This window comes from Rubellimicrobium mesophilum DSM 19309, from assembly GCF_000600335.2.
GTDB lineage: Bacteria > Pseudomonadota > Alphaproteobacteria > Rhodobacterales > Rhodobacteraceae > Rubellimicrobium > Rubellimicrobium mesophilum.
This window is the reverse complement of the sequence record NZ_KK088604.1, coordinates 45,037-67,828: the sequence shown is the minus strand read 5'-3', so window position 1 is coordinate 67,828 and position 22,792 is coordinate 45,037. Positions and strand designations below refer to the sequence as shown.

Here is a 22,792-nt window from a genome sequence, read left to right as displayed (position 1 = left end):
CATGTGCGCGCCATGGCCGAGGTCGCGTGGCGGGCCGAAGCCCGCCCTACGGTGCCTCACCTCGGCGGGATGTTCCTCGCCGCCTGCGCCGCCGGCCGGGCGTTGAACCGGTCCAGGTAGGCCGGCACGTTCCTCAGCCCGTCCCAGTCGACCAGCCCCTTCGCCCCATAGCCGTCGATCCCGTTCAGCCAGGGGCAGATCGCCATGTCGGCGATGGAGTAGTCGCCCGCGATCCACTCCTTCCCCTCGAGCTGCCCCTCCAGCACGTTCAGCAGCCGCTTCGCCTCGTTCACGTAGCGGTCGCGGGGGCGGGGATCCTCGATCGCGCGGCCCGCGTAGCGCACGAAGAAGCCCATCTGCCCGAACATCGGCCCCACGCCGCCCATCTGGAACATCACCCACTGGATGACCTTGTAACGCTCGGCCGGCGTCCGCCCGAGGAACTTCCCGGATTTCTCGGCGAGGTAGATCAGGATCGCCCCGCTCTCGAAGAGGCCGATGGGCTCGCCCCCCGGCCCGTCGGGGTCGATGATCGCGGGGATCTTGTTGTTGGGGTTGAGCGACAGGAACTCGGGCGAGCGGACGTTCGCGTCCTCCAGCGTCACCCGGTGCGCCTCGTAGGGCAGGCCCGTCTCCTCCAGGAGGCACGAGACCTTCTGCCCGTTCGGCGTGGGATAGGAGAAGAGCTGGATCTTGGTGGGGTCCTCCACCGGCCACTTGGCCGTGATCGGGAAGGCGGACAGGTCGGCCATCGCGGCGCTCCTTCATGCGTCATCGTCGTCGGAGCGGAGCTAATCCTACCCGTGCCGGTAGAAAACTGTGGAAAATCGAACAGCAGCCTTGCACTGTCCGCTTGACGTGAGCGTCAAGAGGAGAGGCACATGATCAAAGAGTTCCGCGACTTCATCGCCAAGGGCAACGTGATGGACCTCGCCGTGGGGATCATCATCGGCGCGGCCTTCACCGCCATCGTCAACAGCCTCGTGGCCGACATCATCAACCCGATCATCGGGCTCATCATCGGCGGGGTGGACTTCTCCAACCTCTACTACGTCATGTCCGGCACCGTGCCCGAAGGGGCGGGCCTGCAGACGGCCAAGGACTCGGGCGCAGCGGTCTTCGCCTACGGCTCCTTCATCACGGCGATCATCAACTTCCTCATCATCGCCTTCGTGGTGTTCCTGCTGGTCAAGGCCGTGAACAGCATCAAGGACCGCGCGATGCGCAAGGGCGAGGAGGTCCCCTCGGCGCCCAAGGGCCCGACGCAGGAGGAGCTGCTGACCGACATCCGCAACATCCTCGCCTCCGGCAACTCCAACGTGCCGCCCGCGAACGCGGCCTCGCCCACGATGCCGGCCGAATGAGCGAATCACCCGCCCTGTGGCGCGCAGGGCGTTGCGCGGGAGAATTCGCACCGCGCGTTCGTGTAGGAAACCGTTAACCGGCGACTGGCAGACTCGGGGCGAATCAACCCGGAGCCTGCCTGCCTTGCCGACCTTGCCCGTCATTGCGCCCCACGCCGTCCTCCCCTGCGACGGGGAGGGGCCGCCTGGGCGTCCTCAGGCGGCCAGCGCCGTCTCGGGCTGGAGGAGCGGCAGCCCCAGCGCCTCGGCCACCGCCGGATGGGCGATGCGCCCGGCATGGACGTTGAGCCCGTTCTTCAGGTGCGCGTCCTCGGCCAGCGCCCGCTTCCAGCCCTTGTCCGCGAGCGCGAGGAGGAAGGGCAGGGTGGCGTTGCCCAGCGCCTGGGTGGAGGTCCGCGCCACCGCGCCCGGCATGTTGGCCACGCAGTAGTGCATGATCCCGTCCACCTCGTAGATCGGGTCCTGGTGGGTGGTCGCCCGCGAGGTCTCGAAGCAGCCGCCCTGGTCGATGGCCACGTCCACCAGCGCCGCGCCGGGGAGCATCTGGCCGAGTTGCGCGCGGCTCACGAGCTTGGGCGCCGCCGCCCCGGGGATCAGCACCGCGCCGATCACGAGGTCCGCCGTCGGCAGCAGCTCGGCGATGGCCCCCTCGCTGGAGAACTGGGTGGTGAGCTTGCCCATGAAGATGTCGTCGAGATAGCTGAGCCGCGGCAGCGAGCGGTCGAGCACGGTGACGTTGGCCCCCATGCCGACCGCGACGCGGGCCGCGGCCGTGCCGACCACGCCACCGCCGATGATGACGACCCGCGCCGGCCGCACGCCGGGCACGCCGCCCAGCAGCACCCCGCGCCCGCCATTGGCCTTCTGCAGCGTCCAGGCGCCCACCTGCGGCGCGAGCCGGCCGGCAACCTCGGACATGGGCGCGAGCAGCGGCAGCCCGCCCCGCGCGTCCGTAACAGTCTCGTAGGCGACGCAGGTTGCCCCCGATTCCATGAGGTCCTTGGCCTGCTCCGGGTCGGGCGCGAGGTGGAGGTAGGTGAACAGCACCTGACCCTCGCGCAGGCGCTTGCGCTCGGCGGCCTGCGGCTCCTTGACCTTCACGATCAGGTCGGCAGTCGCGAAGACCTCCTCGGCGGTGTCCGCGATGCGCGCCCCATGTGCCACGTAGTCCGCGTCCGAGAAGCCCGCGCCCAGCCCGGCGCCCGCCTCGACGACGACCTCGTGGCCGCGCGACATGGCCTCACGCGCCGCATGGGGCGTGAGGCCCACCCGGAACTCCTGGGGCTTGATCTCCTTGGGGCAGCCGATGCGCATGATGTATCCTCCCTTTGCCGCGATCCTCGCGCCGTTTTGATGCAAGCGGGTGGCAAGATCGCCTTGCTAAGTAGCCCCACGATACAGAAAATCCGCTTCAAGGGCCCGTTTTCCGGAGATTCTTGTGTCCTCTTCCTCTGCCGCCAAGCTCGACGCCATAGACCGCCGCATCCTCGAGACCCTCCAGAAGCAGGGTCGACTCTCGAACCAGGACCTCTCGGAGCGGGTGGGCCTCTCGCCCTCTGCCAGCCACAGGCGCGTCCAGCGGCTGGAGGAGGACGGCTACATCGCAGGCTACGTGGCGCTGCTCGACCCCCGCAAACTCGGCCGGACGACGACGGTCTTCGTGGAGGTCACGCTCCAGGGCCAGGCGGACGAGGTGCTCGACTCGTTCGAGAAGGCGGTCGCCCGCATCCCGGAGGTGCTGGAATGCCACCTCATGTCGGGCTCGGCCGACTACCTCCTCAAGGTGGCGGCGCTCGACACCGAGGATTTCGCCCGAATCCACCGCCGGAGCCTCGCCACCATCCCCGGCGTTGCGCAGATCCAGTCGAGCTTCGCGCTCCGCACCGTGCGCCAGACGACGGCCCTGCCGGTATGACGTCGGAGGCCCGTCGCCGGCCAGGCCCAAGCGGACCCTACGGCAAGCGAACGGGACGGCCGCCTCGGGGCCCAGAGCCGCTGCGAGCGGCGGCGGGTCCTTGCCGATCCGCCGGCTCCGGCCCCGAATGCCCATGTGCTGACACATTCGTGCCCGAGAGGCTGCCTCAAAACGGTTCGGCGGCCAAAAGGGCGGATCATGTTCGGCGCGTGTCTTGCGCGGCTCCTGAGGGACGAGGACGGCGGCGTGGCCATAGATTGGGTCGCCCTGGCCGGCGCCATGATCGGGCTGGCGGTTCTGGTCGTCCTCCACGTCGCGGAAGGCGCCAAGGACGTCTCGGCCGGGGTCGGGGCCGAGCTGGGCAACTCGCACATCTCCGACATCACCTTCCTGCTGCACCCGTCCGAGCAGGCCGTCGCCACTGGCGGCGACCAGGGCGGGGCTCAGGGGCCCTGAGGGGAGGAGCTCCGCTCGACGGCACGAGGTCGCCCCCGTAGCCTGCGATCCCGCACCCGCGCTCCCTGGCGCTCTGGTCATGGTCCTCGACACCCCGTCCCGGCCGGCGCGAGACGAAGCCCGATCAGGGAGGCGAAACACGTGCCTGGCGCGTGGGGCGCCTCGCCTCTCAGCCGAGCGTCAGCACCCGGCGGGGCGCCAGCAGGAACGGCGCCAGGATCCCGCAGGTGTCGGCGAGCGGCAGCAGGGTCTCCGGCACGTCCATGCCGAGCGTCCCGCGCATGAACCCCGCCCGCGCCTCGCAGCGACCGGCGACCTCCGGGAACCGCGCGGCGAGGTCGGCGCGCAGCGCCTCGTCGGCGATCACGTAGCCGTCCTCGAGCCGGGTGGTGGCGTGAACGGGATGCCCCGGGATCACGTCCATCTGCATCGCCATACCCGACCTCAGCGGAAGGTCGGAGTCGCGGAAGACGGGGGAGGATATCCACTCGTCCATCCCGATCAGGTGCCCCGGGTTCAGCGTCACGCCGAAGAGGTCCGGGGGCAGGCGGTTCATCATGTGCTCCCAGACCTGCCCGCCGCCGACGCCCGGCCGCATGAGGCCGCACCAGTCCGACATGGCCTCGAAGTAGGGTCCCACGAAGGCGCCCAGCGTGTCCCGCGCCCCCTCCGGCAGGTCGGCCTCGCTCGTGGCGACCCAGCCCGCCCGGCAGATGTTGGCGCCCTGCGGCGCGACGTTGAAGCTGGCCGGCGACCCCCGCCGCAGCACCTCCCCCGTCGGGCTCGACATCCCCTGATGGGCGCGGGCGCCGGTGGCGAAGGTGACGTGGCAGGAGAGCGGCAGCCCGGGGAGGCGCGCCTCCTCCACCGCCTCGAAGTCGGTCATTCCCTCGCGCAGCGCGAAGGCCATCCGCCGCACGGCCCGAGCCGCCACCGCGTTCGCGAACTCGAGCCGCGCGATCTCGGCGGCATCCACGGTGCAGCGCAGCCCGTGGCCGGGGTGCATGAACATCTCGCCCGCGTTCTCCACGCGCCCCCGGGTCCGCAGGAGGTCCGCCAGCACGGAGGGGAGGTCGAGCGCGGTGGCCGGGTTGTCCACCTCCTCCGGCCCCCAGTACTTCCACCCCGCCGCGCCGATCCGGCCGCCCATCGGGACGAACCGCTCGATGGCCTCGCGCAGCCGCATCCCCCGGCGCGGCTGCGAGATCAGCGACAGCGACGGCACCAGATGCGCGGCGATCCGCCCTGCGGCCACCAGGGGCGAGATATCGGCATAGGGCAGGCACTCGTTGCCCACGAGGAGCTGCGCCGCGCCGGGCGTGACGACCAGCAGCGCCTCCTCGAAGCGCGGGTCGAAGCCGGTGAGCCAGTGGAGGTTCGCCGCGTGCTCCCGGTCGCCATAGACGACGAGCGTCCCGAAGCCCCGCGCCTCCATGCCGGCCCGCACGAGGTCGAGCCGCGCGTCGAGCTCGGCGAGGGAAAGGGCAGGGGGCAGGTCCGGCATCCCGTGGTCGGGCCAGTCGATCTCGATGAGACGGGGCATGGGGCTCCTCGGGCCATGGCTCGCTGCGATGCTGCCCTGTCAGGGGTGTCCCTGGCAACGTCCTTGCGTGAAGGGCCGGGCGGGCCTATATGCGGGCCCGAGAGGTTGGCGCGGGCAGGCGCCTCGCCAACCCGGTCAGGTCCGGAAGGAAGCAGCCGCAACGAGACCCGTCTGGGTCGTGTCCAGCCTCTCACCGTAGGACCCCTGGAACAGGGAGGGCGAAGATGGAGATTGCCGTCACCCTCCGGGCCGGACGCCGCTAAAGGCCTCCGCTGCCCGATGCGAAGCCGCGCGCGGGTCCTCCCGCGTGAACCTTCCTTCGTTCCGGGACCCTCATCTTGATCGACACCGATCTGTCCAGCCTGGGCTGGACCCCCCATTTCGCCCGCCAGGTCACCCCTGGCGAACCCCTTTCGCCCGCCCGCGTGGCCGAGGTGCAGAGGAGCCACCTGACCGTCCTGCCCGGCGGGCTCCGCCTTCTCGCCCCCGAGGGGACGGGACGCTTCGCGGTGGGCGACTGGCTGCTCCACGACGGCACCCGCGCCGTCCGGCGGCTCGACCCATTGACCGAGCTCTCCCGCAAGGTCGCGGGCGACAGCTCCGAGAGGCAGCTCCTCGCCGCGAACGTGGACACTCTGGGCATCGTCACCTCCTGCAACGCCGACTTCTCGGCGGCGCGGCTCGAGCGCTACCTCGCGGTGGCCCTGAGCGCCGGATGCCTCCCCCTCGTGATCCTGACCAAGGCCGACCAGGCGGGGGACCCCGAGCGCTACCTGCGCGAGGCACGCCGCCTCTCGCCGCTCGTCACGGCGCTGGCCCTGAACGCGCTCGATCCGGAGGAGGTGGCGCGCCTCCACCCATGGGTCGCGGCGGGGCAGACCCTCGCCCTCGTCGGCTCCTCCGGCGTCGGCAAGACCACGCTCCAGAACGGGCTCACCGGGACGGAGGCCCTCACCCAGGGCATCCGCGAGGACGACGCCAAGGGGCGGCACACGACCACCGCCCGGAGCCTTCGGCCCACCGTGGCGGGCGGCTGCCTCATCGACACGCCCGGGATGCGCGAGCTGGGGATGCTGGAGGCGGCGGAGGGCATCTCGGCCGTCTTCGCCGACATCGAGGATCTGGCCCGAGGCTGCCGCTTCCGCGACTGCGCGCATGAGGGCGAGCCCGGCTGCGCCGTCCAGGCCGCCATCGCGGCGGGGGACCTGGAGGCCGATCGGCTCCACCGCTACCAGAAGCTCGAGCGCGAGGACCGCTTCCATACCGAGTCGCTGCACGAGCGCCACGCCCGCACCCGCGCCTGGGCCAAGGCGACCCGGGCGGGCATGGAGCGATCCCAATGGAAGCGGCGGGGCCCCGGCACCTGAGGGAACCCTCCGCTCCGCTTCCGGCTTGTGCCCGCAGGCCCGGAAGCGGAGGTCCTCATGTTCGCGCCCAAGCCCCGCAAGGGGATGCCCGACGCCCATATCGACCGCGCGGCCTTCGTCGCGCGGTTCCGCGCCCAGTTCCCGGGCCCCTCCTTCGACGGCCTCGGGGCCGAGCTCGACCGCCTCGCCGAGGCCGCGTGGCAGGAATACGACGCCGGCAACAAGAGCCCCCGCACCCGCAAGGCAGGCCCCGGCTACGCCGATCCCGACTACGACCTCGCCGTGGACTGGATCGCCGCCAAGGAGGCCATCGAGGCGGCGCGGGCCCGGCACGAGGACGCGTCGCTTCCGTCGCGCATACTGATCGTCAACGGCTCCACCCGCTCCGAGCACACCTGCCCCGGCGAGATGTCCAAGAGCTGGCGCCTCGTGGAGGTCGCCCGCGAGGTGCTGGTGGAGGCGAAGGCCGAGGTCGAGGTTCTCGACCTCTCGCGCCTCGCCTCGGAATACGGGCGGCACATCCACCCCTGCAAGGGGTGCTTCTCCACCGCCGCCGCGCTCTGCCACTGGCCCTGCTCCTGCTACCCGAACTACAGCCTCGGCCAGGCGCAGGACTGGATGAACGAGATCTTCCCCATGTGGGTCGCGGCCCACGGCATCCTGATCGTCTCGCCGGTCCACTGGTATCAGGCGAGCTCGCCCCTCAAGCTGATGATCGACCGGATGGTCTGCGCCGACGGCGGCAACCCGGACCCCTCCGCCACCCACGGCAAGGACGCCGCCAAGGCGAAGAAGCTGGAGCTGGACGGCTGGCCGTATCCGCGGCACCTGAAGGACCGGCTCTTCTCGGTCGTGGTCCATGGCGACGTGGAGGGCGCCACCGGCGTCCGCCGCGCGCTTTCGGACTGGCTCCGCTTCATGGAGCTGCGCCCCGCCGGGGGCATGGCCGAGATGGACCGCTACATCGGCTACTGGGAGCCCTACGCCACCAGCCACGACGCGCTGGACCGCGACACCGCCATCCAGGAGGAGGTGAGGAACGCCGCCCGTACGCTCCTTTCGGCGGTCGCGGCGTGGCGCTCCGGGCACCTCGCTCCCACGGATGCGAGCCTGACCCCGCCCCGGCAGAAGTGAGCGTTGCCCCTTCGGGGGGGAGTGCCTAGGTTGGGACGTTCCCTCCCCGGAGCCTGTCCTTGCCCGCCGACCTGATCCCCGACCCCGCGCCCGAGACCTCCTACCGCGTCCTCGCCCGCAAGTACCGGCCCGAGACCTTCGCCGACCTCGTCGGGCAGGAGGCGATGGTTCGCACGTTGCGGAACGCCTTCGCGGCGGGACGGATCGCGCAGGCCTTCATCCTGACCGGCATCCGGGGCACCGGGAAGACCACGACCGCGCGCATCATCGCCAAGGGCCTCAACTGCATCGGCCCGGACGGCACCGGCGGGCCGACGACCGATCCCTGCGGCGTCTGCGTGCATTGCCGCGCGATCAGCGAGGGCCGCCACGTCGACGTGCTGGAGATGGACGCCGCCTCCCGCACCGGCGTGGGCGACATCCGCGAGATCATCGACTCGGTCCGCTACCGGGCCGCCGAGGCGCGCTACAAGGTCTACATCATCGACGAAGTGCACATGCTCTCCACCAACGCCTTCAACGCCCTGTTGAAGACGCTGGAGGAGCCGCCCGAGCACGTGAAGTTCATCTTCGCCACCACCGAGATCCGCAAGGTCCCGGTCACGGTTCTGTCGCGCTGCCAGCGCTTCGACCTCCGCCGCATCGAGCCGGAGGTGATGATGAACCTCCTCCGCAAGATCGCGAGTGCCGAGGGTGCGGAGATCGAGGACGGCGCGCTGGCCCTGATCGCCCGCGCCGCCGAGGGGTCGGCCCGCGACGCGACCTCGCTCCTCGACCAGGCCATCGCCGGAGGAGGCGTCGCCACCGCCGAGCAGGTCCGGTCCATGCTGGGCCTCGCCGACCGGGGGCGGGTGCTCGACCTCTTCGACCTGATCCTGAAGGGCGACGCCGCCGGGGCCTTGGAGGAGCTGGGTGCCCAGTACGCCGACGGTGCCGACCCGGTGATGGTGCTCCGCGACCTCGCCGAGATCGCCCACTGGGTCTCGGTCCTCAAGGTCTCGCCCGGTGCGGCCGACGATCCGACGCTCTCTCCCGACGAACGCGCACGTGGCCAAGCCATGGGGCAGGCGATCCCGATGCGGGTCCTGGCGCGGTTCTGGCAGATGCTCCTCAAGGCGCTGGAGGAGGTGGCCGTCGCCCCCAACGCCATGATGGCCGCCGAGATGGCGGTGATCCGGCTGACCCATGTGGCCGACCTGCCGAGCCCGGAGGAACTGGTCCGAACCCTGCAGAACGGTCGTGCGAACGGCGCCGCGATGGCCCCCTCGGCCCCGGCCGCCGCGCCTCGCGCACCAGTCCCGCAGGCCTCGCGCGCCGTCTCCGGTCTCCCGATGGGCGGCCCGGCCACCCTGCCGGCCTCGCAGCCCCACCCCCTCGACCGCTTCGCGCGCTTCGAGGACGTGGTGCAGCTCATCCGCGACCAGCGCGACATCGGCCTCCTGATGGCGGTCGAGACTGGCATCCGCCTCGCCCGCTACCAGCCCGGCCGCATCGAGTTCGAGCTGGCCCCCATGGCCGCGCCCGACCTCCCCCAGCGCCTCGGCCAGCGCCTGCAGGCCTGGACCGGCACCCGCTGGGCCGTCTCCGTGGTGGCCGAGGGCGGTGCCCCCACGATCCGCGAGGCCGAGGCCGCCCAAGCCTCCGCTCTGGAGGCCGAGGCCCTCTCTCATCCCCTCGTGCAGGCCGCCCTCGGCGCCTTCCCCGGAGCGAAGCTCAAGGTCCAGTCCCGCGAGGAGAAGGCCCAGGCGGCGCAAGCCGAGGCGCTCCCCGAGGTGCCGGACGAGTGGGACCCCTTCGAGGAGGGCTGACGCCCTTGCCCCCCTCGCGCCGCATGAATATCTCCCCAGGGATCAACCGAAAGGACGCGCGATGCTGAAGGGGCTCGGGAACCTGGGCGACATGGCCCGGATGATGAAGGCCGCCCAGGAGATGCAGGGCAAGGTGGCCGAGATGCAGGCCAGCCTCGACACCATCACCGTCGAGGGCCAGGCCGGGGGCGGCCTCGTCAAGGTGACGGCCACCGCCAAGGGCGACCTCAAGGCCCTCTCCATCGACCCCTCGATCTTCCGCGAGGAGGACCGCGAGATGGTCGAGGACCTGATCCTCGCTGCCGTCAAGGACGCGCAGGGGAAAGGGGCGGAGCGCATGAACGACGAGATGCGCAAGGTCACCGAGGGGCTGGGCCTGCCCCCGGGCATGATGCCCGGTCTCTGATGGCCGACGCCCCCGCCGACATCGAGGGCCTGATCGCGCTGATGGCCCGCTTGCCGGGCCTCGGCCCCCGCTCCGCGCGCCGTGCCGTGCTCCATCTGGTGAAGAAGCGCGGGACGCTGCTCCTGCCGCTCGCCGATGCCATGCGCGAGGTCGGGACCACGGTCCGCGAATGCGTGAACTGCGGCAACATCGGCCAGCACGACCTTTGCCCCATCTGCGAGGACGAGCGGCGGCGGAACGGCCAGATCTGCGTGGTCGAGGACGTCGAGGACCTCTGGGCCATGGAGCGCACCGGCGCCTTCAAGGGCCGCTACCATGTCCTCGGCGGGACGCTGTCGGCGCTCGACTCCATCGGGCCGGAGGAGCTGCGCATCCCCAAGCTTGCCGATCGGGTCAAGGACGAGGGCGTCTCGGAAGTGATCCTCGCGCTCGGCGCCACCGTGGATGGCCAGACGACGGCCCATTACATCGCCGACCACCTCAAGGGGGTGACGGTGACGACGCTCGCCCAGGGCGTGCCTGTGGGGGCGAGCTCGACTACCTCGACGAGGGGACGATCGGAGCGGCGCTGCGGGCGCGCCGCGCGCTTTGAGGCGCATCCCGAAACCGCTTCGCACGTGTCGGGATGCGCACCTGAGGAGGCTCCTCAGCGGCGGGAGTCGTCGTCCTCGTCGTCATCGCCCGGCAGGTTGAAGAAGCTGTCCGCGTCGCGGATGTCCGGAAGCGCCTCGTCGTGCTCCTCCTCCTCGCCGCGCGGGTCACGGGTGTCGTTGAGCGAGAAGGTCTCGAGGCCCGAGATTGCCGCCGGCATCCGGGGCTCGGGCGCCATCGAAAGCGAGACCTGCGTCGAGACGAGCTTGCGCCGCTCGTCGTCGGACATGACGCCGCCCTCGCGGGCCTTCTTCTCGTTGGCCTTCTGGATCGCCGAGTCCAGCTCGGTCTGCTTGCAGAGGCCGAGCGCCACCGGGTCCACCGGGTCGATGTTGCCGATGTTCCAGTGGGTCCGCTCGCGGATGGTCTGGATCGTGGGCTTGGTGGTGCCGACGAGCTTGGCGATCTGGCCGTCCGACAGCTCCGGGTGGAACTTGACCAGCCAGTAGATCGCGGCGGGGCGGTCCTGGCGCTTGGAGAGAGGCGTGTAGCGGGGGCCGCGGCGCTTCTCCTCGCCCACCGAGGCGGGGTTGAACTTGAGCCGCAGGCGGTAGCCCGCGTCGGCCTCGCCCTTGCGGATCTCCTCCTGGGTGAGCTGGTTGTTGGCGATGGGGTCGAAGCCCTTCACGCCCTGCGCCACCTCGCCGTCGGCGATGCCCTGGACCTCGAGCTCGTGCAGGCCGCAGAAGTCGCCGATCTGCTTGAAGTTCAGCGTCGTGTTGTCCACGAGCCAGACGGCGGTGGCGCGGGCCATGAGCGGTTTGTCGGTCATCGAGACACCTCGTTGGTCATATCTCCCCCGGGGCCCCGCCAGGGGGCGCCTTCCAGGGGAAGGCCGGTTCGCGCTGTCGGGGAACTCGGGCCGGTATATAGTCGGATGCGACACGGAAGGAAAGCCACGATGCACGCCGCCCTGGCCCTGGCCCTGACCCTTGCCACGCCGGCCCTCGCGCAGGAGGCGGGGGACTTCGACTACTATGTCCTGTCGCTCTCGTGGTCGCCCACCTGGTGCGCCACCGAGGGCGATCCGGGCGACGCGCAGTGCGAGCCGGGGGCCGGCTACGGCTGGATCCTGCACGGACTCTGGCCGCAGTACGAGGTGGGCTGGCCCGAGGACTGCCGGGGCGAGTTCAGGGACCCCTCGCGCCGCGAGACGGCGGCCATGGCGGACATCATGGGCTCCGGCGGCCTCGCCTGGCACGAGTGGAACGTGCACGGCACCTGCTCGGGACTCTCGCCCGAGGACTACTTCGACCTCGCGCGGGAGGCCTACGGGAGCGTCGCGATCCCGCCCGGCTTCGCGCGGATCAGGGAGACCGAGGAGGTCCCGGCCCGGGCGGTGGAGGAGGCGTTCCTGCGCAGCAACCCGGGCCTGACCCGCGACGGGGTCACGGTGACCTGCCAGGGCGACCGCCTCCAGGAGGTGCGCATCTGCCTCGACCGCGACGGCCTGACGCCCCGGGCCTGCGGCGAGGACGCAGGCCGCGACTGCACCCGGCCCGACGCGGTGATCGAACCGATCCCCTGAGGCGGAACCGTCCCGGCCCCCGCCGGTTGAGCCGCGACGGCTCAGCGGACGGGGGTGGGCATGGCGCCGGAGGACATCGCGGGCCGCACGACACAGGCGCCGGTCGAGGCGCCCGCCCCGGGGACGGTGCCGGACCTCAGGACCGGGCTCCTCATCGTCGTGGCGGTGATCCTGCTGGGCTGGGCCCTGCGCGCCACGGGCTCCATCACCGTGCCGCTGGTGGCGGCGGTGCTCATCTCGCTCGCTATCATGCCGGTGCGGGACTGGGTGCGGGCGCGGATGCCGAAGCCCCTCAAGTGGCTGGGCCTCGTGGCGGCCATGGGCGTGCTCCTCCTGGTGCTGGTGATCTTCTTCGGCGGCATCTGGTTCGCGGCGCAGCGCGTCGTGGGCGAGTTCGCGAGCCAGGCCGGGCCGATCCTCGACACCCTCCAGGGCCAGGAGGCGCAGGGGGACGACGGGACCGGGAGCGCCGTCGCCGAGGGCGCCGAGGCCGGAGCGGTCGCGGGGGCCGGGCAGGGCGCGGCGGAGGGCGGCGGCACGGAGGGAGGGCTCGGCACCCTGCTGCCGGATTCGCCCGAGGAGCTGCTGCGGAGCCTGGGGAGCCGCGCCACCGGCGCCGCGGCGGGGGCGGCGACGGCGATCCTGAACGGGGCGATGGGCCTCGTGGCGGGGCTCGTGCTGGTGTTCTTCTTCACGCTCCTGATCCTCGCGGAGAGCGACGACTGGCGCGAGAAGCTGCGCAGCATCACCCGGCCGCGCACCGAATGGCGGTTCAACGAGTCGGCCGAGGTCGTCTCCGGCAAGGTGCGCGCCTACGTCCTGTCGCAGGCCATGCTGGGGGCGATCAGCGCGACGCTCTACTTCGGCTGGCTGACCTTCTGGGGCGTGGACCTTAGGATCGTCTGGGTGCCGATGATCTTCCTGCTGAACTTCATCCCGACGCTGGGATCGCTCGTGGGAGGGACGCTGCCCGTGGCCTTCACGCTGCTGACGCAGGGGGTCGGCCCCGCCGTCGGCGTGGGCGCGGGCATCCTGGTGATCGAGCAGGTCATGGGCAACCTCGTCACGCCGCGGCTCCAGAGCCGCACGGTCGCGCTCTCGCCGCTCATGGTGCTGGTGTCGCTGGCGGTCTGGGGCTGGATCTGGGGCATCCCCGGGGCGCTGCTCGCCGTGCCGGTGACCACGGCCCTGGTGGTCTTCGGGGCCCATGTCCCGGCGCTGCGGCCCTGGGCGCTGCTGCTCACCGACAGGACCACCATGCGCGGGCTCGACGAGGTCACGCGGCCGGAGTGAGGCGGCGCGGGCGTCGTCCTCGGCGGCGTATTCGGGGTAGATGCGGCGCAGGAGCCTGGGCACCGGCGGGCGCTCGGGGTGGTCGGGGAAGACGTAGCCGTCCTCCTCGTGGGAGAGGCGCTGGATGAAGGATCGGGCGATCTCGGCCTCGCGCCGGGGGTCGGCGACGCGGCGCTGCCCGAAGGGGAGGTCCTGGGGGCGGGGCCGGACGCGGTAGCACTGGGCGAGGCGGTTGGGCAGGTGCGGGCTGGGCAGGGGGGCGTCGAGGAGGGCCTGTTCGGCGGCGGTGTAGGCGATCATGGGGCGGCATCCGGGAGAGGGGGGCGGTTGCGAATCAGGATGCCGGAGAGAGGTTAACGATCCGTCACGGCAACGGGCGTTGCGTGGCCCCCGGACGCGGCGCTTGGGCGTGGCGGAAAGGGCACGGGGGGTGATTCGCAGGATGGGGTTCCATCCCCACCATCGACGGCCGCACCCGTCGAGTGGTTGCCTGGCGGGGCGGAACCCCACCCTGCGGAGACGGGAAAAGGTCGCTCCGGGCGGGAGGCGCGACGAAGCGCAACCGGCGCCTGGCGGTCTTCGGGGAGCGTGCTCCGCATGGGCCGCGCGCCGGCGGGCGCTATACCCTACCGGGCCGGGAGCGGCGGGGGCGAGAGGAGAGGCGGATGGCGGAGGCGCGGGTCGGCTCGTCCCGGATCGTGATCTACGGCGCGCTGGCGGCCAACATGGCCATCGCCGTGGCGAAGTTCGTCGCGGCCGGGATGACCGGCTCCTCCTCGATGCTGTCGGAGGGCATCCACTCGGCGGTGGACAGCGTCAACGAGCTGCTCCTCCTCTGGGGCGAGCACCGGTCGGAGCGGCCGCCGGACCGCTCGCATCCCTTCGGCTACGGGCGGGAGCTCTACTTCTGGAGCTTCGTGGTGGCGATCCTGATCTTCGGGCTGGGGGCGGGGCTCTCGGCCTACGAGGGCTGGCAGCACATCCGGGAGCCGGAGGAGCTGACGGACCCCAGGGTCGCCTACGTGGTGCTGGGGCTGGCCTTCCTGTTCGAAGGTGCCTCCTGGACGATCGCGGTCCGCAACCTCGGCCGGACCAGGGGCGGGCGGAGTTGGTGGCAGGCGGTGCGGCGCTCCAAGGACCCCTCGACGGTGGTGGTCCTCCTGGAGGATTCGGCGGCGCTGACGGGGATCGCGATCGCGGCGCTCGGCATCTGGCTCAGCCACCGGCTGGAGGAGCCGCGCCTCGACGGGGCGGCGTCGATCCTGATCGGCGGGGTGCTCGCGGTGGTGGCGGCGCTGGTCGCGCGCGAGGCCAAGGGCCTGCTGATCGGGGAGCCCGCCGACGAGGCGGTGATCGCGCGGGTGGCGGCGCTGCTGCGGGCCGAGGCGCGGGTAACGGCGGTGAACCATGTCCGCACGATCCACACCGCGCCCGACCGGGTCTTCGTCGCGGCGAGCGTGGACTTCGAGGACGCGATGACGATGGGGGAGGGCGAGGCGCTGATCGAGGCGCTGGAGGAGCGGCTGCGGGGGGAGATGCCGGAGCTGTCGTCGATCTACATCCGGCCGGAGAAGGAGGGGATGGATCGGGTGGGCGCGATGGTGGGGTGAGGGGCGCCGGTGCGGCGCCCCCCGCGCGGGGTCAGGTGCGGATGCCGGCGAAGCGCTGCTGCCAGTCGGCGCGCTCCTCGTCGGTGATCTTGCGGAAGGTCACCTCGGGGACGGTGAAAGGGGCGCCCGGGGGGAGCGCGGCGAGGGTGGCCTCGACGTCGTCGGGCCAGGTCCAGTCGGTGGAGTGAAGCGCATCCATCATCTGCTGGCTCGCGTCGGGGATGAAGGGGCGGGACAGGATCGCGTAGAGGCGGATCAGGTTGAGGCCGAGGCGGGTCTGCATCGCGGCCTGCTCGGGGTCGGCCTTGAAGGTGCTCCAGGGCGCGGCGGATTGCAGGTATTCGTTGCCGAGGACCCAGATGGCGCGGAGCTCCTGCGAGGCCTTGCGGACCTCGATGGCGTCGAGGGCCATCTCGTAGGCGCGCACCCGCTGGTCCAATTCGTCGAGGAGGGCGCGCTCGCGCTCGCCGTATTGGCCGCCTTCTGGGATCGTCTCGCCGAACTTGGAGCGGCAGAACTTGGTGATGCGGGAGACGAAGTTGCCGAGGACGTCGGCGAGGTCCTTGTTCACGCTGGCCTGGAAGTTCTCCCAGGTGAACTCGGAGTCGGAGGACTCGGGCGCGTGGGAGAGGAGCCACCAGCGCCAGTAGTCGGCGGGGAGGATCGAGAGCGCCTGGTCCATGAAGACGCCTCGGCCCTGCGAGGTGGAGAACTGGCCGCCGTCGTAGTTCAGGTAGTTGAAGGACTTGATGTAGTCCACGAGCTTCCAGTCCTCCCCGCTCCCCATGATGGTCACGGGGAAGGAGAGGGTGTGGAAGGGCACGTTGTCCTTGCCCATGAACTGCGTGTAGCGGACGTCGGCCGCGCCGCGCTCGGTGCGCCACCAGCGTTCCCAGTCGGCCTGGGTCCTGCCGTTGGCCTCGGCCCATTCCCCCGCGCAGGCGATGTATTCGATGGGGGCGTCGAACCAGACGTAGAAGACCTTGCCCTCCATGCCGGGCCAGGGCTGGTCGCCCTTGCGGACCGGGATGCCCCAGTCGAGGTCGCGGGTGATGCCCCGGTCCTGGAGCCCCTCGCCGTCGAGGAGCCACTTCTTCGCGATGGAGGTGGTGAGGACGGGCCAGTCGGTCTTGGAGTCGATCCACTGGAGGAGCCGGTCCCTCATGGCGGACTGGCGGAGGTGGAGGTGCTTGGTCTCGCGGATCTCGAGGTCCGTGCTGCCGGAGATGGCGGAGCGGGGCTCGATCAGGTCGGTGGGGTCGAGCTGCTTGGTGCAGTTCTCGCACTGGTCGCCGCGTGCCTTGGGGTAGCCGCAGTTGGGGCAGGTCCCCTCGACGTAGCGGTCGGGGAGGAAGCGGCCGTCGGCGTGGGAGTAGACCTGATGCTCGAAGACCTCGGCGATGAGGCCGGCGCGGTCGAGCTGGCCCGCGAAGTGCTGGGTCAGGCGGTGGTTCTGGGGCGAGGAGGAGCGGCCGAAGTGGTCGAAGCTCAGGCGGAAGCCCTTCGCCAGCTCGGCCTGGACCCCGTACATCCGGGCGCAGTACTCGGCCACGGGCTCGCCGGTCTTTGCCGCCGCCAGTTCGGCGGGGGTGCCGTGCTCGTCGGTGGCGCAGAGGAAGAGCACCTCGTGGCCGCGCCCGCGCAGGTAGCGGGCGTAGAGGTCAGCGGGGAGCTGGCTGCCGACGAGGTTGCCGAGGTGCTTGATGCCGTTGATGTAGGGGATGGCGGAGGTGATGAGGTGGCGTGCCATGGGGGGCCTTTCGGATGCGCCCCCCATGTAGCGAGCCCGTCCGGGCTCCGCCAGACCGTCACTGGCTCGCGCGCCTTGCGCGCATCACTGCGCGGTGTAGCCGCCGTCGACGAGGTGGTAGCTGCCGGTGATGAAGCTCGCCTCCTTGGAGAGGAGGAAGCAGGTGAGGGCCGAGACCTCCTCGGCAGTGCCCATGCGCTTCATCGCGTGGATGGAGGCCAGGTAGTCCATCGTTGGCTGGTCGAGGTTCTGGTCGAGGAGCGGCGTCCTGATGAAGCCGGGGCCCACCGCGTTGATGCGGACGCCGCGCGTGCCGTATTCGAGGGCGGCGGACTTGGTGAGGCCGACGACGCCGTGCTTGGCCGCGACATAGGCCGCGGACTGGGCGAAGCCCACGGAGCCCAGGATCGAGGCGATGTTGACGATGGCGCCGCCGCCGGACCTCTCGATGGCGGGGAGGGCGTAGCGCATCCCGTGGAAGACGCCGTTCAGGTTGATGTCGATGACCTTGCGCCAGCCGTCCACGGGGTATTCGCCCACGACGGCCGCCGGGCCGCCGATGCCGGCGTTGTTGACCATCAAATGCAGGCCGCCCGTCCGCTCCACGGCGAAGTTCACGAGCGCCTCGACCTGGGCGGCGTCGGCCACGTCGGTGACGTGGGTCAGCGCGCCGTCGAGGCCCTGGACGGCCCTGGCGAGGCTGTCCTCCTTGAGGTCGCTGAAGACCACGCGGGCGCCCTGCGCGGCGAGGTCGCGCGCGATGGCGAGGCCGATCCCGGAGGCGGCGCCGGTGACGATGGCGGTCTGGCCCGAGAAATCGTGCGGCATGGGAACTGTCCTCTGTTGTGGCTGGGACTTGGATAGGCCCCGAGGGGGCGGAGGTTCCTTGTCCTGGATCAATCTCCGCACCCTTGCCGGACCCGGGTCGGCGGCTAGGTCGCGCGTCGTGATCGCCCCGTCCACCTTCGTCCTGCTGGTCTGAACGGTCCTTGGCCCGGCGGCGCCGAGGGCATCGGGTCGGATGGGAGGGCCTCGGGCGCGGCGCGGGGGCCGGCGGGAGACCATGGCATGACGGGCATAGGATCCGAAGGCCTGACCGGGGCCGAGGTCGAGCATTTCATCGAGCAGGGCTTCGTTCGCCTCGACGGCGCCTTCGGGCGCGAGCTGGCGGGCGAGTGCAGGGCCGAGCTCTGGGCGGCGATGGGGCTGTCGCCGGACCGGCCCGAGGGCTGGACGCGGCTTCGCCTCCTCGGGCGGCTGCGAGGAGGCCCTGGCCCTGGGCGAAGCCGGCACGGTCTACCTGTGCAATCCGTTCGTCGTCCATGCCGCCCAGCCGCATCGGGGGACGCGGCCCCGCTTCATGGCGCAGCCGCCCATCCTGCCCCGGGGCGAGCCCGATCCGGCCTCTCCGGTCCGGGTCGCCATCCGGCGCGCCTTGGGGCCGGGGTCCTGACGGCCCGGGTCGCGGGTGCTTGCCTGCCCTGCGCCGGACGCTAGGCTCCGCGCCGGGCAGCGAGGGGAACGGGCGATGCGGCAGGTGGAGCTGGGGCGGTCGGGGATCCGGGTGCCGGACATGGCGCTGGGGACCATGACCTTCGGGAGCCAGACCCCGGAGGCCGAGGCGCACCGGCAGATGGACATGGCGCTGGAGGCGGGCGTCACGCTCTGGGACTGCGCGGAGACCTATCCGACGACGCCCTCGGCGCGCGAGACCATCGGGCTGTCGGAGACGATCCTGGGGAGCTGGTTCGCCTCGCGCAGGGGGAGGAACCGCGTGGTGCTGGCGACCAAGGTCGGCGGGCCGGACAACCCGTTCCTGGGGGAGCGGAGCTATCGGGGCGGGACGGTCAAGGCCGCCTGCGAGCGGTCGCTGCGGCGGCTGAAGACCGACGTGATCGACCTCTATCAGCTCCACTGGCCCGAGCGGGCGCATTACGCCTGGCGGCGCAACTGGGAGTTCGACCCCTCCGGGCAGGACCCCCGGGCGGCGCTGGCTCTCATGGACGACGTGCTGGGGCAGATGGCGGAGCTGGTCGCGGAAGGAAAGGTCCGCGCGGCGGGGCTGTCGAACGAGACGGCCTGGGGGACGGCGCGGTGGCTCGACCGGGCGGCGGCGGGGAACGGGCCGCGCATGGCGACGGTGCAGAACGAGTATTCGCTGCTCTGCCGGCTCTTCGACACCGACCTGGCGGAGGTGGCGGCGATGGAGGGGATGACGCTGCTGGCCTATTCGCCGCTCGCCTCGGGGGTGCTGACGGGGAAATACGCGCTGGGGACGGTGCCGGCGGGGTCGCGGGCGTCGATCGTGCCGGGCATCCATGGGCGGCTCGCGCCCCGGGCGGTCGAGGCGGTGGCGGCCTACCACGAGGTCGCGCGGGAGGCGCGGATGGACCCGGTGCACATGGCGCTGGCCTGGCACCGGACGCGGCCCTTCGCGTCGGTCCCGATCTTCGGGGCGACCACGGCGGCGCAGCTTTCGCGCATCCTGGAGGGGCTGGAGGCGACCGTGCCGCCGGACCTCGCGAAGCGGATCGACGAGGTGAACCGCGCGCATCCGCTGCCCTTCTGATGGCGGGCGGAGGACGGTCGGCGGCGCTCGACCTGCTCAAGACGGCGCTGGTCGCGGGGATGATCTCGGCGCACGTGATCCAGCTCGTCGCGGAGGCGCCGCCCGAGGCGGCGTGGCGCTGGTCGGAGTTCGTGAACCTCGTGACCTTCTCGGGCTTCCTGCTCGCCTTCGGGATCGGGGTGGGGCTGTCGGGGCGGCGGAGGCGAGGGCTGGGGGAGCGGGCGACGCCGGTGGTGAAGCTGCTGCTCGCGGTCTGGGCGTCGTCGTTCGGGTATCTGCTGCTGGTGGAGCGGGAGCCGCTGACGCGGGGGCTGGTGGAGAACGTGCTGACGACGCGGGTGCTCTACGGGTGGAGCGAGTTCCTGACGTCGTTCCTGGTGCTGTACCTGGCGATCGCGGTGGCGCGGCCGCTGCTGCTGGCCCTGGGGACGCATCCGAGATGGCTGGTCGCGGCGAGCGTCCTCGGGCTGGCCTCGACCATGGTGACGACGCATCGGCTCTGGCCGCTGGTCGGCGGCGTGATCGGGCACGAGGAATATCCGAACTTTCCGCTGCTGGCCTACCTGCCGTGGTTCCTCGTGGGCGTGCATCATGGCGCGGGCGGGCGGCGGGTCGGGGGCGGGGACCTTGCCGTGGGGGCGGCGCTGACGGGGGCCTTCGGGCTCTGGGTCTGGCAGCACCATGGGCGGTGGCCGGAGCGGTTCCCGCCAAGCGTGCTCTGGGTGGTGGGGTCGGGGCTGGGGCTGGTGGCCTATGTCTGGGTGGCGGAGCGGGTGGCGCCCTGGGTGCCGCGTCCGGGGCTCACGCTGGCGGCGGGGCGGCACGTGCTGGCGTCGCTGGTGGCGTCGAACCTCGCGATCTTCGGGGTGCGGTATCTCTGGGGGTTCCCGGTGCGGGGCGGATGGGCCATTGCGGCGGTGGCGCTCGGGCTGATGCTGGGCGTGACCCTGTGGGCGGCGGCGCTGGACCGCTGGGCGGATCGGAGAGGGATCGGATGAAGAGGCTTGTGCTGGTCGCGCTGCTGGTGCTCTCGGCCTGCGGGCGGCAGGCGGCGGAGGCGCCGCCCGGCGAGGCGGTGTCGTTCCGCGACCGGACGGTGCCCATCGGCTCGACCACGCGAGGGGAACCCACGGACCTGAACGGGGACTGGGTGGTCTCGGCGGCCTTCGGGCAGGGGCCGGTGCGCGGGGCCGACGTGGGCGACCGGGTGCAGGTGGCGCTGGACGCGTCGGGGACGGGGCAGTGGGTGCTCGCGGACCGGGCGGGGGGCTGGCTGCGGGTGCCGGTGACGCTGGTGCGGGCGGGGCGCTACGAGGTGCCGGGGCCGCAGCCGGCCGCCTCGGTTGTGTTTGGGACGGCGACGCCGAAGCTCGTGGTGCTCTGGGTGGACGACGACTTCCGCACGGCGGTGGTGGGGACGCCGGACGGGAGCTTCGGCTGGGTGATGGACCGGCCGGGGCGAGGGTCCCCCGACCGAATGGCGGCGGCGCGCGAGGTGCTGGACTTCAACGGCTACGACGTGGGGCGGCTCTCCGTCACGCCGGAGGCGCCGCCCGTGCCGATCCTCTAGCCCAGCGCCGCCGCGCGGACCTCCTCGTCGGCCACGTCCTCGAAGCGCTCGAAGTTCTTGGCGAACATGGCGACGAGCTTCCTGGCCTGCGCGTCGTAGGCGGCGGGGTCGGCCCAGGTCGCGCGGGGATCGAGGAGCTGCGGGTCCACGCCGGGGACGGCGACGGGGACCTCGAAGCCGAAGAAGGGGTCGCGGCGGAACCTCGCGGTGGCCAAGCTGCCGTTGAGAGCCCCGTTGAGGAGGGCGCGGGTGGCCTGGATGGGCATCCGCCTGCCGGTCCCGTAGGCGCCGCCGGTCCAGCCGGTGTTCACCAGCCAGCAGTCGGCGCCGTGGCGGGCGATCTTCTCGGAGAGGAGCTTCCCGTAGACCTCCGGGCGGCGCGGCAGGAAGGGGGCGCCGAAGCAGGGGGAGAAGGTGGGCTCGGGCTCGGTGACGCCGCGCTCGGTCCCGGCGACCTTGGCGGTGAAGCCGGAGAGGAAGTGGTACATCGCCTGGTCGGGGGTGAGCCGGGCGATGGGGGGCAGCACGCCGAAGGCGTCGCAGGTGAGCATCACGACGTGGCGCGGGTGACCGGAGAGGCCGGTCGCCGAGGCGTTCGGGATGGCGTCGAGCGGGTAGGCGCAGCGGGTGTTGGCCGTGCGCGAGTCGTCGGCGAAGTCGAGATCGCGCGTCTCCGGGTGCCAGCCCATGTTCTCGATGACGGTGCCGAACATCCGGGTGGTGGCGTGGATCGCCGGTTCCGCCTCGGGGCAGAGGTTCAGGGTCTTGGCGTAGCAGCCGCCCTCGAAGTTGAAGAGGCCCCGGTCGGACCAGCCGTGCTCGTCGTCGCCCAGAAGGACGCGGGACGGGTCGGAGGAGAGCGTGGTCTTGCCGGTGCCCGAGAGACCGAAGAACACCGCCGAGTCGTCCAAGTCGCCGGGGGCGTGGTTCGCGGAGCAGTGCATCGGCAGGACGCCCTCGTCGGGCAGGAGCCAGTTCAGGATGGTGAACACGGCCTTCTTGTTCTCGCCCGCATAGTCGGTGCCGCCGATCAGGACCCAGCGCGTCTCCCAGTCGAGGGCGATCACCGTCGAGGTGCGGCAACCGTGGCGGGCGGGGTCGGCCTGGAAGGAGGGCAGGTTCAGGATGGTCCAGTCGGGGGCGAACGAGTCCAGCGCCTCGCGCGGGGGGCGGCGGAGGAGGTGGCGCAGGAACAGGGCGTGCCAGGCGCGTTCCGTCACCGCGCGGACGTTGATGCGGAGGGCGGGGTCGGCGCCGCCCCAGAGGTCCTGGACGTGGAGCGACCGGCCGGCCGCGTGGGCCAGCATGTCGGCCCGGAGGCGGTCGAAGGCGTCGGGAGCCATGGACGCGTTGGCGTCCCACCAGACGTCGCCTTCCGTCGCGGGGCGGCGGACGACGTGCTTGTCCTTGGGGGAGCGCCCGGTGAACTTGCCCGTTTCCACGAGGAGGGTGCCGCCACGGCCCAGATGCCCCTCGCCGGACTGGAGGGCGGCCTGCATCAGGTCGGGCTCGAGCAGATTGTAATACACGCCCGCGAGCCCCGAGAAGCCTTGCGCCGCGAGAGGCTGGTCGGGGTTGACGCGTCCGTGATCCATCATGTGCTCCTGTGGATAAAGCTGCCGCGAGGGCAGCGTAGCACGCACATAGCAGGCCCTCCGAGGGAAAAAGCCTGTTAGCGCAAGCGCTTGTCATGTTAGCGCAATCAGGGGCGCCCGAGGATGGCCGGGATCGCGCCTCATTGGTGCCACATTGGAAACAACCTATGCCTGTGCAAATTTGTGACGCGAATCACACAGCTTCGCCGGGCCGCTTGATTCGCGTGAGGAAA

The 22,792-nt window shown here is 71.5% G+C and carries 20 protein-coding genes, 1 other RNA gene and 1 pseudogene; 15 read left to right on the top strand and 7 right to left on the bottom strand.

The features are described from left to right. Positions 1 to 56 precede the first annotated feature (56 nt). Positions 57 to 752, bottom strand: coding sequence for a glutathione S-transferase family protein (locus RUMESO_RS18700; protein ID WP_037282286.1), 696 nt, complete (start codon positions 750 to 752; stop codon positions 57 to 59). Positions 753 to 881: 129 nt separating this feature from the next. On the opposite strand from RUMESO_RS18700, the gene mscL reads away from it, so the two are divergent. Further along, a complete protein-coding gene (mscL, locus tag RUMESO_RS18695; protein ID WP_037282283.1) occupies positions 882 to 1,364 on the top strand; it encodes a large conductance mechanosensitive channel protein MscL in 483 nt (160 codons plus the stop codon). Positions 1,365 to 1,559: 195 nt separating this feature from the next. Here the strand turns inward: mscL and ald are convergent, their stop codons facing one another. After that, positions 1,560 to 2,678 carry an alanine dehydrogenase gene (ald, locus tag RUMESO_RS18690; protein WP_037282281.1) on the bottom strand — a complete coding sequence of 373 codons (1,119 nt, stop codon included), beginning with the start codon at positions 2,676 to 2,678 and terminating at the stop codon, positions 1,560 to 1,562. A gap of 124 nt (positions 2,679 to 2,802) precedes the next feature. On the opposite strand from ald, the gene RUMESO_RS18685 reads away from it, so the two are divergent. Then, positions 2,803 to 3,279: an Lrp/AsnC family transcriptional regulator gene (locus RUMESO_RS18685; protein WP_037282279.1), complete on the top strand. Its 477-nt coding sequence runs from the start codon at positions 2,803 to 2,805 to the stop codon at positions 3,277 to 3,279. Positions 3,280 to 3,477: 198 nt separating this feature from the next. After that, positions 3,478 to 3,735, top strand: a complete 258-nt coding sequence (locus RUMESO_RS18680; RefSeq protein ID WP_037282277.1) for a hypothetical protein — start codon at positions 3,478 to 3,480, stop codon at positions 3,733 to 3,735. A gap of 169 nt (positions 3,736 to 3,904) precedes the next feature. Here the strand turns inward: RUMESO_RS18680 and RUMESO_RS18675 are convergent, their stop codons facing one another. After that, positions 3,905 to 5,278, bottom strand: a complete 1,374-nt coding sequence (locus RUMESO_RS18675) for a M24 family metallopeptidase (protein ID WP_037282276.1) — start codon at positions 5,276 to 5,278, stop codon at positions 3,905 to 3,907. A gap of 98 nt (positions 5,279 to 5,376) precedes the next feature. Here RUMESO_RS18675 and ffs point away from each other — a divergent pair. The 6 genes and pseudogenes from ffs to recR all read left to right on the top strand — a co-directional run bounded on the left by ffs (position 5,377) and on the right by recR (position 10,585). Continuing rightward, positions 5,377 to 5,474: signal recognition particle sRNA small type (gene ffs, locus RUMESO_RS24510), an RNA gene on the top strand. A gap of 142 nt (positions 5,475 to 5,616) precedes the next feature. Then, positions 5,617 to 6,645, top strand: a complete 1,029-nt coding sequence (gene rsgA / locus RUMESO_RS18670; RefSeq protein ID WP_037282274.1) for a ribosome small subunit-dependent GTPase A — start codon at positions 5,617 to 5,619, stop codon at positions 6,643 to 6,645. 57 nt (positions 6,646 to 6,702) lie between these two features. Beyond that, positions 6,703 to 7,779, top strand: a complete 1,077-nt coding sequence (locus RUMESO_RS18665; protein ID WP_037282272.1) for a flavodoxin family protein — start codon at positions 6,703 to 6,705, stop codon at positions 7,777 to 7,779. 59 nt (positions 7,780 to 7,838) lie between these two features. Next, positions 7,839 to 9,587 (top strand): DNA polymerase III subunit gamma/tau, encoded by a 1,749-nt coding sequence (locus tag RUMESO_RS18660; RefSeq protein WP_245639337.1) that lies wholly within the window; start codon positions 7,839 to 7,841, stop codon positions 9,585 to 9,587. Between the two features lie 61 nt (positions 9,588 to 9,648). Continuing rightward, positions 9,649 to 9,993, top strand: a complete 345-nt coding sequence (locus RUMESO_RS18655) for a YbaB/EbfC family nucleoid-associated protein (RefSeq protein ID WP_037282269.1) — start codon at positions 9,649 to 9,651, stop codon at positions 9,991 to 9,993. Next, positions 9,993 to 10,585: pseudogene (gene recR / locus RUMESO_RS24505) on the top strand (recombination mediator RecR). The gene RUMESO_RS18655 and the pseudogene recR overlap by 1 nt, the downstream one beginning before the upstream one ends. 54 nt (positions 10,586 to 10,639) lie before the next feature. Here the strand turns inward: recR and RUMESO_RS18650 are convergent. Beyond that, positions 10,640 to 11,416, bottom strand: a complete 777-nt coding sequence (locus RUMESO_RS18650) for a DUF1013 domain-containing protein (protein ID WP_037282267.1) — start codon at positions 11,414 to 11,416, stop codon at positions 10,640 to 10,642. A gap of 129 nt (positions 11,417 to 11,545) precedes the next feature. Here RUMESO_RS18650 and RUMESO_RS18645 point away from each other — a divergent pair, with 129 nt between their 5' ends. The 3 genes from RUMESO_RS18645 to RUMESO_RS18630 all read left to right on the top strand — a co-directional run bounded on the left by RUMESO_RS18645 (position 11,546) and on the right by RUMESO_RS18630 (position 15,075). Continuing rightward, positions 11,546 to 12,172, top strand: coding sequence for a ribonuclease T2 family protein (locus RUMESO_RS18645; protein WP_037282265.1), 627 nt, complete (start codon positions 11,546 to 11,548; stop codon positions 12,170 to 12,172). A 60-nt stretch (positions 12,173 to 12,232) separates the two neighbouring features. Beyond that, a complete protein-coding gene (locus RUMESO_RS18640) occupies positions 12,233 to 13,465 on the top strand; it encodes an AI-2E family transporter (protein WP_037282263.1) in 1,233 nt (410 codons plus the stop codon). A 665-nt stretch (positions 13,466 to 14,130) separates the two neighbouring features. Then, positions 14,131 to 15,075 (top strand): cation diffusion facilitator family transporter, encoded by a 945-nt coding sequence (locus RUMESO_RS18630; RefSeq protein WP_037282257.1) that lies wholly within the window; start codon positions 14,131 to 14,133, stop codon positions 15,073 to 15,075. Between the two features lie 31 nt (positions 15,076 to 15,106). On the opposite strand, the gene metG is transcribed toward RUMESO_RS18630, so the two are convergent. Together metG and RUMESO_RS18620 are read right to left on the bottom strand one after the other, a co-directional pair. Beyond that, positions 15,107 to 16,825 carry a methionine--tRNA ligase gene (metG, locus tag RUMESO_RS18625; RefSeq protein ID WP_037282255.1) on the bottom strand — a complete coding sequence of 573 codons (1,719 nt, stop codon included), beginning with the start codon at positions 16,823 to 16,825 and terminating at the stop codon, positions 15,107 to 15,109. Positions 16,826 to 16,909: 84 nt separating this feature from the next. After that, positions 16,910 to 17,653: an SDR family NAD(P)-dependent oxidoreductase gene (locus RUMESO_RS18620; RefSeq protein WP_037282250.1), complete on the bottom strand. Its 744-nt coding sequence runs from the start codon at positions 17,651 to 17,653 to the stop codon at positions 16,910 to 16,912. Between the two features lie 700 nt (positions 17,654 to 18,353). On the opposite strand from RUMESO_RS18620, the gene RUMESO_RS18615 reads away from it, so the two are divergent. The 3 genes from RUMESO_RS18615 to RUMESO_RS25870 are packed head-to-tail and all read left to right on the top strand — an operon-like array spanning position 18,354 to position 20,964. Continuing rightward, complete coding sequence (locus tag RUMESO_RS18615) at positions 18,354 to 19,394, top strand: aldo/keto reductase (protein WP_037282247.1); 1,041 nt, start codon at positions 18,354 to 18,356, stop codon at positions 19,392 to 19,394. Next, positions 19,394 to 20,392, top strand: a complete 999-nt coding sequence (locus RUMESO_RS25875) for a hypothetical protein (protein WP_037282245.1) — start codon at positions 19,394 to 19,396, stop codon at positions 20,390 to 20,392. The genes RUMESO_RS18615 and RUMESO_RS25875 overlap by 1 nt, the downstream gene beginning before the upstream one ends. Then, on the top strand, positions 20,389 to 20,964 hold the full coding sequence (locus tag RUMESO_RS25870) for a lipocalin family protein (RefSeq protein ID WP_037282242.1): 576 nt from the start codon (positions 20,389 to 20,391) through the stop codon (positions 20,962 to 20,964). The genes RUMESO_RS25875 and RUMESO_RS25870 overlap by 4 nt, the downstream gene beginning before the upstream one ends. Here the strand turns inward: RUMESO_RS25870 and RUMESO_RS18600 are convergent. Next, on the bottom strand, positions 20,961 to 22,559 hold the full coding sequence (locus RUMESO_RS18600) for a phosphoenolpyruvate carboxykinase (RefSeq protein ID WP_037282485.1): 1,599 nt from the start codon (positions 22,557 to 22,559) through the stop codon (positions 20,961 to 20,963). The genes RUMESO_RS25870 and RUMESO_RS18600 overlap by 4 nt on opposite strands. Positions 22,560 to 22,792 lie beyond the last annotated feature (233 nt).